14 protein-coding genes and 1 pseudogene are annotated in these 14386 nt (G+C 71.6%); 7 read left to right on the top strand and 8 right to left on the bottom strand.

The window, feature by feature from the left end:
* The first annotated feature begins 39 nt into the window (after positions 1-39).
* Positions 40-300 carry an acyl carrier protein gene (locus Srubr_RS25815; RefSeq protein WP_189997338.1) on the top strand — a complete coding sequence of 87 codons (261 nt, stop codon included), beginning with the start codon at positions 40-42 and terminating at the stop codon, positions 298-300.
* 82 nt (positions 301-382) lie between these two features.
* On the opposite strand, the gene Srubr_RS25810 is transcribed toward Srubr_RS25815, so the two are convergent.
* Positions 383-1258 (bottom strand): AfsR/SARP family transcriptional regulator, encoded by an 876-nt coding sequence (locus tag Srubr_RS25810; protein WP_229926820.1) that lies wholly within the window; start codon positions 1256-1258, stop codon positions 383-385.
* A gap of 375 nt (positions 1259-1633) precedes the next feature.
* Here Srubr_RS25810 and Srubr_RS25805 point away from each other — a divergent pair, with 375 nt between their 5' ends.
* Positions 1634-2779 (top strand): glycosyltransferase, encoded by a 1146-nt coding sequence (locus tag Srubr_RS25805; protein WP_229926819.1) that lies wholly within the window; start codon positions 1634-1636, stop codon positions 2777-2779.
* 6 nt (positions 2780-2785) lie between these two features.
* Here the strand turns inward: Srubr_RS25805 and Srubr_RS25800 are convergent, their stop codons facing one another.
* A complete protein-coding gene (locus Srubr_RS25800) occupies positions 2786-3745 on the bottom strand; it encodes a Gfo/Idh/MocA family protein (RefSeq protein ID WP_373313579.1) in 960 nt (319 codons plus the stop codon).
* A 184-nt stretch (positions 3746-3929) separates the two neighbouring features.
* On the opposite strand from Srubr_RS25800, the gene Srubr_RS25795 reads away from it, so the two are divergent.
* Positions 3930-5099 (top strand): serine hydrolase domain-containing protein, encoded by a 1170-nt coding sequence (locus Srubr_RS25795; protein ID WP_189997337.1) that lies wholly within the window; start codon positions 3930-3932, stop codon positions 5097-5099.
* Between the two features lie 58 nt (positions 5100-5157).
* On the opposite strand, the gene Srubr_RS25790 is transcribed toward Srubr_RS25795, so the two are convergent.
* Positions 5158-6021, bottom strand: a complete 864-nt coding sequence (locus Srubr_RS25790; RefSeq protein ID WP_229926817.1) for an acyl-CoA dehydrogenase family protein — start codon at positions 6019-6021, stop codon at positions 5158-5160.
* A 63-nt stretch (positions 6022-6084) separates the two neighbouring features.
* Positions 6085-6183: pseudogene (locus Srubr_RS42105) on the bottom strand (hypothetical protein); the annotation flags it as partial.
* Positions 6184-6567: 384 nt separating this feature from the next.
* Here Srubr_RS42105 and Srubr_RS25785 point away from each other — a divergent pair.
* Both Srubr_RS25785 and Srubr_RS25780 read left to right on the top strand, forming a co-directional pair.
* On the top strand, positions 6568-7422 hold the full coding sequence (locus tag Srubr_RS25785) for an AfsR/SARP family transcriptional regulator (protein WP_308439924.1): 855 nt from the start codon (positions 6568-6570) through the stop codon (positions 7420-7422).
* Positions 7423-7481: 59 nt separating this feature from the next.
* A complete protein-coding gene (locus Srubr_RS25780) occupies positions 7482-8408 on the top strand; it encodes an MBL fold metallo-hydrolase (RefSeq protein ID WP_189997335.1) in 927 nt (308 codons plus the stop codon).
* A 62-nt stretch (positions 8409-8470) separates the two neighbouring features.
* Here Srubr_RS25780 and Srubr_RS25775 read toward each other — a convergent pair whose 3' ends face one another.
* Complete coding sequence (locus Srubr_RS25775; protein WP_189999447.1) at positions 8471-9400, bottom strand: NAD-dependent epimerase/dehydratase family protein; 930 nt, start codon at positions 9398-9400, stop codon at positions 8471-8473.
* On the bottom strand, positions 9397-9990 hold the full coding sequence (locus tag Srubr_RS25770; RefSeq protein ID WP_189999446.1) for a dTDP-4-dehydrorhamnose 3,5-epimerase family protein: 594 nt from the start codon (positions 9988-9990) through the stop codon (positions 9397-9399). Before Srubr_RS25770 ends, Srubr_RS25775 begins: the two co-directional genes overlap by 4 nt.
* 189 nt (positions 9991-10179) lie before the next feature.
* Here Srubr_RS25770 and Srubr_RS25765 point away from each other — a divergent pair, with 189 nt between their 5' ends.
* Entirely contained in the window at positions 10180-11445 is a 1266-nt protein-coding gene (locus Srubr_RS25765) for a nucleotide disphospho-sugar-binding domain-containing protein (protein WP_189999445.1), read from the top strand.
* Here Srubr_RS25765 and Srubr_RS25760 read toward each other — a convergent pair.
* Positions 11421-12167, bottom strand: a complete 747-nt coding sequence (locus Srubr_RS25760; protein WP_189999444.1) for an FkbM family methyltransferase — start codon at positions 12165-12167, stop codon at positions 11421-11423. The genes Srubr_RS25765 and Srubr_RS25760 overlap by 25 nt on opposite strands.
* Before the next feature lie 69 nt (positions 12168-12236).
* Positions 12237-13217, bottom strand: coding sequence for a twin-arginine translocation signal domain-containing protein (locus tag Srubr_RS25755; RefSeq protein ID WP_189999443.1), 981 nt, complete (start codon positions 13215-13217; stop codon positions 12237-12239).
* Positions 13218-13360: 143 nt separating this feature from the next.
* Between Srubr_RS25755 and fabD the strand changes: the two genes are divergently transcribed.
* Complete coding sequence (fabD, locus tag Srubr_RS25750) at positions 13361-14335, top strand: ACP S-malonyltransferase (RefSeq protein WP_308439958.1); 975 nt, start codon at positions 13361-13363, stop codon at positions 14333-14335.
* Positions 14336-14386 lie beyond the last annotated feature (51 nt).

The raw sequence follows: 14386 nt of genomic DNA, 5'->3' as shown, positions 1-14386 counted from the left end.
GACCTGTCACAACCACGACTCGGGAATGAGGAATCACCGATGAGCAAGGACATCACCATCGACGACCTCCGTCGCATCATCGCCAGGGGGCTGGGCGTCGAGGGAGAGGACGGGCTGGAGGGCGACCTCCTCGACCGGAGCTTCGAGGATCTGGGCCTCGACTCGCTGGCCGTGATGGAGACGGCGGCCGTACTGCAGCGCGAATTCGGCATCGTCATCCCGGACGACGAGCTCTTCGACACCGACACGCCGCGGGCGCTGCTCGACCGTGCCCGGAGCGTCGCCGCCAGCGCGGGCTGACGTTCCGCGCCCCGCACGGCCGAGGCCGGCGGACTCCCCCTGACGTCAGGGGGAGTCCGCCGGCCTCGGCGGGTGGGGTGGGTCAGCCGTAGCTCACCGCACCCGTGTAGATGTCCTCGGCGCCGGGCAGCAGGTCGAACGCGCGCAGCGACAGCTCCGTGGTGTTCTCCAGCACCTCCCGGTGCAGCCGCTGGAGGCGGGGTGAGGGCTCGACGCCCAGCTCCGCGACCAGGCCGGCACGGAAGTCCCGGAAGACGGTCAGGGCCCGCCAGGTGGCTCCCGAACGGTGCAGGGCGAACATGAGCATGGCGCAGAAGTTCTCGTGGAACGGGTTCTGGGTGACCAGCATCTGCAACTCCGGAATGAGCGTGGAGTGCTTGCCCAGGAGCAGGTCGGCGACGATGCGTCGTTCGTGCACCCGCATCCGGCGCTCTTCCAGGCCGATGATCTCCGCGTGGAGTACCCGCCCGATCGGCACGTCCACCAGGGCCGGGCCGCGCCACAGACTCAGCGCCCGCCCGAGAAGGAGGGACGCGTCGGCAGCGTTCCCCTTGACCAGCGCCGCGTCGCCTTCGATCGACAGCTGTTCGAAATCGCGAAGGTCCGAACTGCTGGGATCGGCCAGCAATTGATACCCCTTGAAGTGGGTGACGATCAATTCCTTGGCACACCCGCCGGAATCTGTTTCCAGTGACCGGGTGATCAGTCGACGCAGTTGCAAAATGTAGGTCTGGAGTACGCAGGCGCTGCTGCGCGGGATGTCGTTTCCCCAGACCTCGTCGACCAAGGTGGCCACCGGGACGACCTGGCCGCAGCGCAGAGCGAGTAGAGCCAGCAACTGCCTGGGCTTTCTCGCGGTGGGGACGATCGATGCGCCGTTGACGGTCACCGTCAGCGATCCGAGCACACCGAGTTCCAGTGTTTCGATGAGCCGATCAGTGGCAGGTGCGAGGACCACTGAATTCTGCCTGATTTTGCTCACTCCCCCGTTGAAATACTTCTAAACTTCTCCGCACAGTACAAATTGCAGTTGCATTGTGCACACAAGATCATCATTCCGATGATAGGCATGCGCTTGTGAGCCTGTCCACAGCGCGGGGTCGCGCCGGAGAGACGCCCCGCTGCCAGGCGGTCATGCCGTTACTCCCGGCGCCCGCCTCCGAGCCCTCGCAAGGCAGCCGGCCTCATCGACCGGAAGCGGCCGCGAGACCGGCGGAGCCCTGGTCCGCGGCGCGGATACGGCGACGCTCGATCACCGGTATACCGCTGTTCCAGTGCCCTCGCGAAGGCTGTGCCGGGCTGGTCGGACACGGATGAGAGGAGCCACTCGGCCATGACACGTACGCTGAGAATGCTGTTCGTGGCGGCGGGGAGCCCGGCCACGGTCTCCGCGCTCGCGCCGCTCGCGACGGCCGCGCGCAACGCCGGTCACGAGGTCTTCATGGCGGCCACCGAGGACATGATCCCGGTCGTCGTCGGCGCGGGGCTGCCCGGGGTGGCGGCCACCCCGAGGAGCATGCGCGACTTCATGTTCGCGACCCGCGACGGCACCCGGCTCGACCTGCCGGCGGACACCGCGACCCGGCTGCGCTTCGGCGGGCGCGGCTTCGGGCGGCTGGCGGCCGGCAGCCTGCCGGCCCTGCGGGAGCTGAGCCGGGCCTGGCGCCCGGACGTCGTCATCGGCGGCACGCTCTCCTTCGCCGCCGGACTGCTCGCCGCGGAACTGGGCGTACCGTACGTCCGGCACGCCTGGGACATGGGCGAGCCGGCCGAGATGGACCAGGGCGCCGAGGAGGAACTCGCGCCGGAGCTGTCCCGGGCCGCACTGCCGGGGCTGCCCGAGCCGCGGCTGTGGGTCCACATCTGCCCGCCGCGCATGCTCGCACCGGACGCGGCGCCCGGCGCGGTGATGCGCTTCGTGCCCACCGGACGGCAGCGGCGGCTGGAGCCCTGGATGTACACCGCCGCCGACCGGCCCCGGATCTGCGTCACGGCAGGCAGCCGGGTCGGCCCCGAACAGGACCTCGACTATCTGCAAGGGCTGGTCGCCGAGGTCGCAAAGCTCGACGCGGAGCTGGTCGTCGCCGCACCGGACGAGGTCGCGGCGGCCCTGACCGCGACGCGGCCCGATGTGCGGGCGGGCTGGCTGCCGCTGGCCACCGTGCTGCGGACCTGCTCCGCGCTGGTGCACGCGGGCGGCGGCCAGACGGCGCTCACCGCGATGCAGGCGGGCGTACCGCAGCTCGTGGTGCCCAACATGCCGAAGCTCGTGCCGCATTCACGGCGGCTGTCCGGCTTCGGCGCGGCCGTCACGCTGCTTCCCGGGCAGGACACCCCCGACGCCATCGCGGCGGCCTGCGACGCGCTGCTGACGGAGCCGTCGTACGCCGAGCGGTCCGCCGAGCTGGCCGCGGACATCGCCGCGCTGCCCGGGCCGGCCGAGGTGCTCGACGCGGTGGAGGAGCTGGCCGGGGCCTGAACCTCCTCACCCTTCGCGGCCGGCCACCCGGTGGATCTGCGCCAGCAGGTCCGCCTGGGCCAGGCAGTCCTCCGGTGCCGGGCTCCCGGATTCCACCGCCGAGACGAAGGCGGAGAGGGCGCTCGCGATCTGGTCCTCCGGGGGCAGGGAGCAGGTGCGGGTGCCCGACGAGGACTCGATCACGATCTGCGGCGCGTAATCCGCGGGCGGCGTGAAGGCGCGGTCGACGAGGATACGGCCGGTGCTGCCGGTCAGTTCGTACCGTGACCGATAGGCGTGCTCCATGCCGAAGGCCAGGTGTGCCATGACCCCGCCGCGTGACCGCAGCAGCGCGGCACCGGCGGTGTCGACCCGGCGGCCGGCTCGGTGCTCCAGAACGGCGCCCCGGACCTCCAGCTCCTCCCGCAGCAGGTGCACGGCCGCGCGCACCGGGTAGATCCCGACGTCGTGGAGGCTGCCGCCGCCCAGCTCCGGCCGGTACCGGATGTCGTCGTCGGGCAGCTGCGGAATGGTGAACGTCGCGTGCAGCGTCCGCAGTTCCCCGATCGCGCCCTCCTCCACCAGCCGGCGGACCGCCGCGTGCCGGCTGTGGTGGACGAAGATGACGTTCTCCCGCAGCACCAGGCCACGGGCGCGGGCCTGGGCGAAGAGCGCGCGGGTGCGGGCCGGGTCCGTGGTGAGCGGCTTCTCGGCGAGCACGTGCTTGCCCGCGGCCAGCGCCGCCTCGACCCACGGGACGTGGAGTGCCGCGGGCAGCGGGACGTACACGGCCTGCACGGTGTCGTCCGCCAGCAGCGCCTCGTACCCGACGACGGGACGGCAGTCGAACCGGCGGGCCGTCTCGGCCGCCTTGGCGGCGTCCCGGCTGGCGACCGCCGCGACCTGGACGAGGGGATGGGCCTTCATGGCGGGCAGCATGCGGCGCCGCGCGAACGCGGCACAGCCCAAGACTCCGACTCTCAGCACCTGGGGCACTCCGGTGGTGGGGACTGGCGGGACCAGGCAACCATGGCGGCGGGACCTCGACGCCCGCTCGAAGGTCGGCGGAAGCGGCACCGCGCGAGCGGCGCGTTGCCGAGAGTCGAGCGAACCACGAGTGCGGGGCGCGACTGTCGTAGGCCATCAGGTGTGGATACGGAGGTAGGACACGATGAGCGAGTCTCCGCGGGGTGGCTGGGCGGCGGACGCCTTCGCCGGGGTTGCCGAGGCGTTCGAGCAGAACTTCGCGGCGGGCGCGGAGGTGGGCGCCGCGGTGTGCGTCTATCACCGCGGTGCGCCGGTGGTCGACCTGTGGGGCGGCTTCGCGGACGAGGACCGGGTGGATCCGTGGCGCCCCGACACCCTCGGGCTGCTCGCCTCGCCGACCAAGGCGCTGGTCGCGGTGGCGGCGCTGCGCCTGGTGGACCAGGGGCTGCTCGACCTCGACGCGCCGCTCGCCGACCACTGGCCGGAGTTCGCCGCGCACGGCAAGGAGGGCATCACGCTGCGGATGGTGCTCAGCCACCGCTCCGGTGTGGTGTGCCTGGACCATGCCCCGATCACCAACGAGGCCCTGCGCACCCACACCCCCATCGCCGAGGCGCTCGCCGAGGCCCGGCCGGAGTGGGAGCCGGACACCGCGCACGGCTACCACGGCATCACCTTCGGCTACTTGGTCAGCGAGCTGCTGCGGCGCCGTACCGGGCTCACCGTGGGCCGGTACTTCGCCCAGGAGATCGCCGGCCCGCTGGGGCTGGAGTGCCACATCGGCGTGCCCGACCCCGCCTCCGCGCACCTGGCGACGATGTTCCAGTCCAAGGCCGAGGCGCTCTTCGCGGGCGACGACGAGGACCTGGCCGCCTTCCTCGACCACAGGTCGCTGACCCACCGGGCGATGATGGGCAGCCTGGCGCTGGACATGGCGACGGTCGACACGGCGTGGGAGGACCCCTCCTACGGCGGGCGGGCGAGCGCGCGGTCCCTCGCCCGCTTCATGGCCGCGTTGATCGGCGAGGTCGACGGGGTCCGCCTGCTGAGCCCGGCCGTCGTCGCGGAGATGACGCGGATGCACTCCAAGGGCCACTGCCTGGTGACGCAGACCACCTGCAACTGGGGTCTGGGCGTGCAGCTTCCCGACCATCCGGTCTTCCCGGCCGAGGTCGGCCTGACCACGGCCTTCGGCCTCAGCGCGGCCAACGGCTCGTACATCTTCGCCGACCCCGAGCACGATCTCGCCTTCGGCTACATGCAGAACGCGGGCTCTCCGGTGATGGGCACGCTGGACGACCGGCCCCGCCGGCTCATCGAGGCCGTCTACCGGTGCGCCGGGACGATGCGGTAACCGCCGGCGTCCGCGGCGCCGCGCCGGGCGGCGCCGCTCGCGTCGGTACGACGGCCCGTCAGACCTCAAGTTCCAGGGCGGCGGCGGTGTAGGCGGCGGCGGCCGGTCCTGGTTGCAGCACCACGTGGCCGACGGCGGAGTTGGCGTCCCGCCACAGCCGCTGGAGGGGGTGGTGCACGCTGTGTCCCGAGGTGCCCGAGGCACGGAAGAGCTGGTTGACCGTGGTCACCAGAAGGTCCGCCGCGAGGGCGCAGTCCCGCTGGTTGCGGGCCCGCTCCAGGGGCGTGGCGAGCGCCCCCCGGTCGGCGACCCGGGCGGCCCGCTCCAGCAGGAACCGGGCCGTGTCGATGGTGCCGGAGGCGCGGGCCAGGGTCTCCTCGTAGAAGCCGCGGGCCGGACCGGGCTGCTTGGGGGACCAGGAGCGGATCTTCTGCGCCGCGTACGACGACCACAGGCCGAGCGCGCCCTCGGCGGCACCGAGGACGGGCAGCGCGAAGAACAGCCCGTTCACCGTCGTCAGGGGAACCTGGTGGCTGCCGGGCGCGGAGGGCTCGGCGGCGCCCTCCAGGAGGCTGCCGAGCGGGAAGCTCAGCTCGGCGGGTACGAAGACGTCCTCGGCGATCAGCGTGTCACTGCCGGTGGCCCGCATCCCCACATCCGACCAGCTCCGCTTCACCGCGTAGTCGGCGCGCGGCAGGGCGAACAGCCGCGGCTCGTACTGCGAGCCCGACTTCGCCACCCCGCACACCAGCGCCCAGTCGGAGTACGCGACGGCGCTGATGTACGGCCAGGTCCCGGACAGCCGCCAGCCGTCCTGCTCGGCATGGGCCCGGCCGACGGGGGAGACGCCGCCGACGACGAGGACGTCCGGACCGTCCTGCCACACCTGCTTGCGGCCCTCCTGCGGCAGGTAGCCGGCCATGCGCGCCATGCTCGCCGCCAGTGACGCGCACCACGCCGTCGCCGGACATTTCGCCGCGATAACGGAAACGGCCGTGCTGATTTCGGCAAAGGTTCCGGCCGCGCCGCCGTACTCCTGAGCCACAAAGTGGCGCCCGAATCCGGCCGCCCTGATGGCGTGCATCACTTCGGGGCTCAACTGCCTTTGTTCTTCGGCTTGTTCGGCATGCCGGGCGGCGAGGGCCGCGATGTCGTGCGCGGCCACTGCGATCCCTGAATCGGACGGAGTGGGTTCGGGCATTCTGGCCTCCTGGGCTCGGCTTGAGCGCCGATGGTGCACCCGGCTCTTCGCAGGGAGCTAGAACACCGCTTGAGCTGACGGAATCCGAGAGCGCTACGAGCCGATTCAAGCGAGCCTCAAGGTGCCCCTCGCAGGCTGAACGGAGGCGGTGCCGAAGCGTCGCCGAGCCGGTCCGAAACGTAAGAACGAGGTGAGTGCGGGGCCCATCGGAATAGCCATGAAAATCTGTCCGCTGTGTGGAAATTCACAGTGGCCGTCCTAGGGGGAATGGAAATTATTCAGGACGTGGTGACGGCGCGGCCCGTCGAGGCGCCGGACGAGCAGACGATGGAGATCAACGTACTGGGCCCCGTCAGAGTCCGGGTCGGCGGACACTCCGTGGTCCCGACCGCCGGCAAGCCCAAGCAGGTGCTGACCCTGCTGGCGCTGCGCTGCGGCCGGGTGGTGCCCGTGTCGACGCTCATGGAAGAGATCTGGGGCGACAAGGTGCCCCGGAGCGGGACCACGACACTCCAGACCTACATCCTTCAACTCCGCAAGCTCATCGCCCGGTCCCTCCCGGACGACTCCCCGCTCAGTGCGAAGGACCTGCTGGTCACGCACTTCAACGGCTACCAGCTGGCCATCCGTCCGAGCGCGTTCGACCTGCGCGAGTTCGAGCGGCTCACCGCCGAGGGCGACGCGCTGCTCGCGGCCGGGGACGCGGAGACCGCCTCCCGCCTCCTGAGCCGGGCCCTCGAACTGTGGCGCGGGCCGGCCCTGATGGACGTGCCGGCCGGCCAGGTCCTGGAGATGGAGGCAATGGGCATGGAGGAGTCCAGGATGCGCGCCCAGGAACTGCGCATTCTCGCGGACCTCCAGCTGGGCCGGCACGCCATGCTCATCCCCGAACTGCGGATGCTCGTCGCCCAGTCCCCGATGCACGAGAACTTCTGCGCCATGCTGATGATCGCGTTGCAGCGGTCCGGTGCGCCGTGGCGGGCCCTCCAGGTCTTCCGCACCCTCCGCCAGACCCTGATCGGCGAACTCGGCGTCGAGCCCTCGAACCGGCTACAGCGGCTGCACCAGGCGGTGCTGTCGAACGTCCCGGACCTGCCGCTCGCCGCCTACGACCTGGTCTGAACCACCCGGCCGCGCGGCCTACACCACCTCACACCCGTTACGTCAAGGAGGCTCCCCTCGTGTCCTCAGCAGCCCATGAGCCGGTTCTCCAGGAGGTGGCCGCCGATGTCTTCGCCTACCTCCAGCCGGAGGGCGGTTGGTGCGTCAGCAACGCCGGTCTCATCGCGTCCGGCGGATCCACCGCACTGATCGACACCGCGGCGACCGAGGCGCGCGCCCAGCGCCTGCGCCAGAAGGTGCTGGCGGACGGCCGTCCGGCGCCGTTCGCCCTGGTCAACACCCACTCGCACGGTGACCACACCTTCGGCAACTTCCTGTTCCCCGAGGCCACCGTGATCGCCCATGCCAACGCCCGCGACGAGATGGACCGGGCCGGACTGCACCTGACCGAGCTGTGGCCGGACGTGGCCTGGGGCGGGGTCGAGGTGCGGCTGCCCGCGGTCACCTACCGGGACCGGCTGACGCTGCACGTCGGCGAGGTGACCGCCGAGCTGCTGCACTTCGGGCCGTCGCACACCGCCAATGACACCGTGGTGTGGATACCGGAGCGGAAGGTGCTGTTCACCGGCGACATCGTCATGTCCGGGTTCACTCCGTTCGTGCCGCTCGGCTCGGTCTCCGGTTCGCTGAAGGTGATCCAGCAGCTCCGTGAGCTGGGCGCGACGACCGTGGTGACCGGTCACGGACCGGTGGCCGGACCCGAGGTCCTCGACGTGACCGAGGAGTACCTGCGCTGGGTGTGGCAGCTGGCCGCGGACGGGATCGCCGCCGGGCAGCCGCCGCTGACGGTGGCGCGCGAGGCCGACCTCGGCCGGTTCGCCGAACTGGGCGAGCCGGAGCGGCTGGTGGCCAACCTGCACCGGGCCTACGCCGAACAGCGCACCCCCGAGGCCGCGTTCGACTTCGACGTGCTGCTCAAGGAGATGGGCATCATCTTCGGCGAGATGATGGAGTACCACGGCGGTCCGCTGACCTGCTGCGCCTGATCCGCCGGCCGCAGGGGGTGGGCCCTCGCCCAAGGCGAGGGCCCACCCCCTGCGGCCTTTTCTCATCCGCGCAGGCTGTCCCACATCGCCGCCATGGACTCGGCCACGGTGAACCGCGGCCGCCAGCCCAGCGCCGAGGCCGCCAGGGAGATGTCGGCCCGGGTCCAGTCGCCGCCGTGGCTGCGCACCGTACCGCCGGTCTCCTTGACGGTGTCGGCGGGCAGGCCGGCGGCCCGCAGCAACTCGCCCACCAGGCTCCGGACGGAGACGGCGGTTCCGCTGCCGATGTTCAGCACGCGGGGCGCCGCGGGCAGCACCGCCGCCCGTACGACCGCCTCCGCCGCGTCCCGGACGTCGACGAAGTCCCGTCGCGCGTCGGAGACGGTCAGCTCGATCACCTCGGACCGGCCGGTGTCGCGCAGCCGGCGGGCCAGCGAGCCCAGGAAGGTCTCGGCGGCCGGATACGGCCCGAGGGTGTTGGCGAGCCGGACGACCACCCCGTCGACTCCGTCCGGGCCCGCCGCGCCGAGCACCGTCTCCGAGGCGGCGAGCTTCACGCGCGCGTAGAGGCTGTCCGGCGCGGGCGTCAGCCCCTCGTGCAGCGAACTCCCCTCGGGCACCGGGCCGTACTCGTGCAGCGTGCCGACATGCACCAGGCGCGGCCGGCCCGGCAGCCGGCGCAGCGCGTCGACGACGTGCTCGACGGGCCGGACGTTGAGCCGCCGCATCTCCGTCTCGTCCGGCCCCCAGCCGGTGAAGGCGTTGACCACGGTGTCGACGCCCTCGCGGGCGAGGAACGCGGCCAGCTCACGACCGCCGGTCGCCACCAGGTCGAGCGGCACGAACCGGTACGGCACCGGGGACGCGGCCGGCCGGCGGGCGACCGCGGTGACCTCGTGCCCCTGCGCGGCGAAGGCGGCACACACCTGCCGGCCCACCGAGCCGGTGCCGCCCAGCACGGCCACGCGCCGGGGCGAAAGCGCGGCGGTCACGGCCCCACCTGCTCCGCCACGCAGTCTTCGTACCGGGGGAGCAGCCCCCGCTCCAGCGCCTCGTTCAGGCTCATCGCCACGCGGTCCCGGTCGGAGACGACGAACTCCGTGTCCGCGGGCCACGGCAGGGCGAGCGTGGTGTCGAACGGGTCGATCGCCTGCTCCAGCTCCGGCACGTAGCTGGTCGACATCAGGTAGTGCATCATCGTGTCGTCCTCCAGCGCCAGGAAGGTGTGGCCGACGCCGACGGGCAGATAGACGGCGCGGAACGACTCGGCGTCCAGTTCGACGCAGTCCCATTTCCCGAACGTGGGCGAGCCGACGCGAATGTCCACGACGAAGTCGAGCGCCCGCCCGTGGGCGCAGTAGACGTACTTGGCCTGTCCGGGCGGCGCGGTGGTGTAGTGGATGCCGCGCAGAACACCGCGGGACGAACGGCTGAGGTTGCTCTGGGCCACGTGGAATTCATGACCGATGCGGGACTGGAACAGCGGCCCCTGCATCGGCGACACGAACACCCCACGCCGGTCCGGGAAGAGCTGGGGCGTGAGTTCGTAGGCTCCTGGCACGGCGAGTTCGCGAACATGCATGACGCATTCCTTGGGCTGTTGGCCTATTGGTGGTGGGAGACTGCACACCGATGCTGCCAGAGAATCGGCAATGCAAGGTAATGGAATGGGTGGGCATTGTCTGTTCTCAAGTGCTTTTCCAGTGGAATTCCAGAACGCGTCGGCATGTTATTTCCGCCGAAGTATGCCGGGTGAGAGGAAGAAAAATCGATGCGTGTTCTGTTCTGTGCCTTCCCAGCGACGGCGCATGTGCATCCGCTCGTTCCGTTGGCCTGGGCGTTGCAGAACGCCGGGCACGAGGTGCGGGTCGCGATCCATCCCGGTGCCGCGCATCTGGTGACCGAGGCCGGCCTCGCCCCGGTACCGGTCGGTGCGGCGCTGACCGAGGTCATGGAGTGGAACGACAATTTCGAGAAACTCGACACGCTCACCGACTTCCTGTCGGTGGACGAGGCGCCCGGGGACGGCTGGGTCCGCAAGTGGGCCGGTATGACCCGGATGCTGGCCGGGTTCACGCCCATGCTCGACGATCTCGTCGGCTTCTGCCGGACCTGGCAGCCGGACCTGGTGCTCTGGGACCCGTTCTGTGTGCCGGCGGCCGTCGCCGCGACGGTGACCGGGGCCGCGCAGGCACGGTTCCTGTGGGGGCAGGACAACATCGGCTGGCTGCACGCCCGGTCGCGGGAGCGGCTGGCGCAGCGCGACGCCGGGCCGGAGGAGGATCCGGTGACCGCGCTGATGCAGCCGATGCTGGAGCCGTACGGCCTCGCTTACTGTGAGGAGCTGCTGCTCGGCCAGTGGTCCATCGACCCGGTGCCCGCGCCGCTGCGGTTGCCGGTCGACCTGTCGTACGAGCCGATCCGGCGGGTCCCCTACAACGGCAACCGGACGCCCCCGGCCTGGGTGCACGAGCGGCCGGCGCGGCCCCGGGTCTGCCTGTCGCTCGGCATGGGGGGCCGGGGCCGGCAGCTCTTCCGCGAGGCGGGGATCTCCTTCGCCGACATGGTCGCCGGCCTGGCCGAGCTGGACATCGAGCTGGTCACCACCCTGCACGCCGAGCAGCTGGCCACCGTGCGGGAGGTGCCGGAGAACGTCCGGCTGGTGGAGTACGTGCCGCTGAACTACCTGCTGCCCAACTGCTCGGCGCTGATCCACCACGGCGGGGGCGGCACCTTCGCCGCGGCCGTGACGCACCGGGTCCCGCAGCTGGTCACCCCCCTGCCGATGTGGGGCGAGGCGCGGACCGCGCGGTACGTCGCCGACAGCGGCGCGGGGCTCATGCTGGAGCCGCGGGAGATCACCGTCGAGGTGCTGCGCGAGCAGGTGCGGCGGCTCGTTGCGGAGCCCTCGTTCCAGGCCGGCGCGGACCAGCTGCACACACAGATGCGATCCATGCCGGGCCCGGACGAGGTCGTGCGCCGGCTGGAGGCGCTGACGGCCCAGCACCGCGGTCAGCGGCGCGCGGTGACGTTGTAGATGCCGAGTTCGGGCCACATGTAGGGAGCGCGTGCGCTGCGCACGGCCAGCCCGCGCTCCCGCAGGATGCGTTCCACCGCCGCCCGTTCGCCGTCCGTCTCGACCAGCAGCGCGCCGATCCCGGGCCAGTCCTCCTCGGCGATGCCGTGGAGGACGTCCAGCTCCGCGCCCTCGGCGTCGATCTTCACCAGGTCGAAGCGCCCGCCGGTGCCGCCCAGGGCCCCCGAGAACGTCTCCACCCGGACGGTCATGGGCTCGGTCGCGAACAGCTGCGCCGCCTCGGCTTCCCCGGTATGCCGGGCCATCAGGCGCTGGGCGGCGGCCAGGAGGGCCGGGTAGAGGGTGGAGTTCCCGGCGAGCCGCGGCACGTGGGCGAAGCCCGCGGCGGCGGCCGGCCGCGCGCCCAGGCAGCACTGGTGGACCTCGACGTCCTGTGCGACGCCGTGCAGCGCCAGGTTCCGGCGCAGCAGCCGGACGTTGCCCGGCACCGGCTCGAAGGCGATCACCCGGGCGCGCGGAAATCTGCGCTTGACGAAAAGGGTGAACAGGCCGATGCCCGCGCCGACGTCGACGACGACGGGCGCGTTGGGGAGGTGGTCGAAGCGGTAGCTCTCGTCGTCCTCGAAGATCTCCCGGTAGCCGAAGCGCGCGGTGGCCTCGTCGGCGGCGTAGCAGGAGAACCCCGGGGCGAGCTCGATCGGTTGGATGCCGTCGTCGGGCATGCGGTCCCCTTCTCGGGATGATGGTCGGCACAGCGCGGGAGCCCGGCCGTGGGCCGGGCTCCCCGTCGGCTACCGGGGCCGCGGTATCGCCACCGCGTTGTACGCCGTGGTCGGCGTCGGCGGCAGCGGGAACCGCGAGTTGGTCAGGTACAGCCGGTCGCGGTACGGCGCGACGGCGCTCGGGGTGTCGAAGCGGTCGTCGGTGATGCGGCGCACGAGCGTGCCCCTGGTGCCGTCCGCGGCGAGCGAGACCACCGCGAGGTCGGTCTGGGACGGTGCGTAGAGCGTACGGCCGCTGACGGCGATGCCGTTGGTGGTCGGGAAGTGCGCGCCGTCGACGGGGACCCGGCGGGCGTCGCCGGTCCGCGGGTCGACCCGGAACAGGGAACCGCCGTCCACGTACTGGTTGACGACCAGCAGGGCCCGGCCGCACGGGGACGGCGCGATGCCGGACCCGGTGAGCTGCCACTGGGTCTGGCTCTGCTGCCACTCACCGGTCAGCGACAGCGTGATGACCCCGTCCCGCTCCGGCAGCGTGCCGCCCGGACCGAACGGCACGCCGAACAGGAGACCGTTCAGCCCGTCGGTGAACCACGCCGCCTCGCGGGTGACGGTCGCCAGGTTCACGACCGTGGTCGCGGTGCCCAGCCCCTCGTAGACCTTGAGGACCTTCCCGGACATGCCGTCCATGACGGTGATGGTCCGGCCCCAGCCGCCGCCGATGAACAGCCGGCCCAGGGGGTCCAGGGCGAGGCCGATCGCGTTGTGGCCCGAGCCGAGCCCGTCGAAGATGAACTCGCCCTCACCCGTGACGAGATCGGCCCGGTAGATCGCGGCGGTGAGCAGCGAACCGAAGTAGGCGAAGGGCCGTCCGCCGATCGCCAGGCCGTCCGGATGCAGTCCGTCGGGCAGGCGCAGGGTGGTCGGCCACGTCGGCTGCCCCGGGCGCGCTCCCGCCCAGGCGGGCGCCGCGGCACCGACGACCGCCGCGCCTCCCGCAGCCGCACCCAGACCGAGGAAACCCCGACGAGTCAGCGTCTTGTTCCGCAATGCGTTCCCCTCCTAGAGATCGACCGCCGCAGGGCGGTGGCCGCACGATGACAGTCCGGGCCGGAGAACCGCTTGAGCGGCCCTTTCGGGGCTGGAGCCGTGTTCAAGCAGGGGTGTAGGGCCGCTCGGAAGACTGCGGAGCCTTGCCACCAGCCGAGAGTGAGTTGTCTGCATTGGACAAGATCGCCTTCCTCTTCCCTGGCCAAGGCTCGCAACGAGTGGGCATGGGTCTCGACTTGCTGCGGCGCTGGCCCGGACTGACCGAGAAGTACTACCGCCGCGCCGACGAGGTGCTCGGCTTCGAGCTGTCCCGGCTCTGCTGGCAGGGCCCGGCGCAGGAGCTGCGGCAGATGCCGGTCACCCAGCCCGCCGTGGTGCTGACCAGCGTGGTGGCGCACGAGGTGCTGCACGCGCACGGCGTCGTCCCGGACATCGTGGCCGGACACAGCCTGGGCGAGTTCAGCGCGCTGGTCTGCGCGGGCGTCCTGGACTGGGTCGACGCGCTGAGGCTGGTCAGGCTGCGCGGAGAGCTGATGATGGCGGCCAACCAGCGGGTCCCCGGCAAGATGGCGGCGGTGGTCGGCCTGGACCTCGCGACGGTGGAGGAGATGTGCGCCAAGGCCGCCGCCGCGTCCGGGGAGGTCGTGGAGGTCGCCAACCACAACGACTTCACCCAGGTCGTGGTCTCCGGGCAGACGGCCGCGGTGGACGCGCTCGCCGGACTGGTCTGGCAGGCCGGTGCCGACCGCGTCGTCATGCTGGAGATCGGCGGCGCCGCGCACTGCACCCTCCTCGGCGGCGTCGAGGACGAGTTCGCCGCGGCGCTGGAGGACGTGGAGTTCCGCGATCCGGTGATCCCCGTCGTCTCCAGCTTCAGCGCCGCGCCGGTCGCCAGTGGCGCGGACGCCCGCGACTGCCTGCTGCGCCAGTTCACCGGCCGGGTCAACTGGACCGGTACGGCCCTGCGGCTGGCGGCCGAGGGCGCGGGCCGGCTGGTGGAGGTGGGCCCCGGCAAGGTCCTGGGCGGTCTGTGCCGCCGTATCACTCCCGGCGTGACCGCCTACCGCACCGACAGCGAGGAGCAGACGGCGCTCACCCTGGCCGGCCTGGCCGGCTGAACCCGAAGCCGTTCACACCGGAAAGGGGCGTCCCGCACGACAGTCGGCGGG

Source organism: Streptomyces rubradiris, from assembly GCF_016860525.1.
GTDB lineage: Bacteria > Actinomycetota > Actinomycetes > Streptomycetales > Streptomycetaceae > Streptomyces > Streptomyces rubradiris.
This window is presented reverse-complemented; position numbering and strand designations above follow the sequence as displayed.

Coding starts and splice junctions, on each gene's coding strand:
- Srubr_RS25760 (WP_189999444.1), bottom strand. CDS start 12,167: ATGCCCGACGACGGCATCCAACCGATCGAGCTCGCCCCGGGGTTCTCC.
- Srubr_RS25795 (WP_189997337.1), top strand. CDS start 3,930: ATGAGCGAGTCTCCGCGGGGTGGCTGGGCGGCGGACGCCTTCGCCGGG.
- Srubr_RS25785 (WP_308439924.1), top strand. CDS start 6,568: ATGGAAATTATTCAGGACGTGGTGACGGCGCGGCCCGTCGAGGCGCCG.
- Srubr_RS25815 (WP_189997338.1), top strand. CDS start 40: ATGAGCAAGGACATCACCATCGACGACCTCCGTCGCATCATCGCCAGG.
- Srubr_RS25765 (WP_189999445.1), top strand. CDS start 10,180: ATGCGTGTTCTGTTCTGTGCCTTCCCAGCGACGGCGCATGTGCATCCG.
- Srubr_RS25805 (WP_229926819.1), top strand. CDS start 1,634: ATGACACGTACGCTGAGAATGCTGTTCGTGGCGGCGGGGAGCCCGGCC.
- Srubr_RS25770 (WP_189999446.1), bottom strand. CDS start 9,990: ATGCATGTTCGCGAACTCGCCGTGCCAGGAGCCTACGAACTCACGCCC.
- Srubr_RS25790 (WP_229926817.1), bottom strand. CDS start 6,021: ATGGCCGGCTACCTGCCGCAGGAGGGCCGCAAGCAGGTGTGGCAGGAC.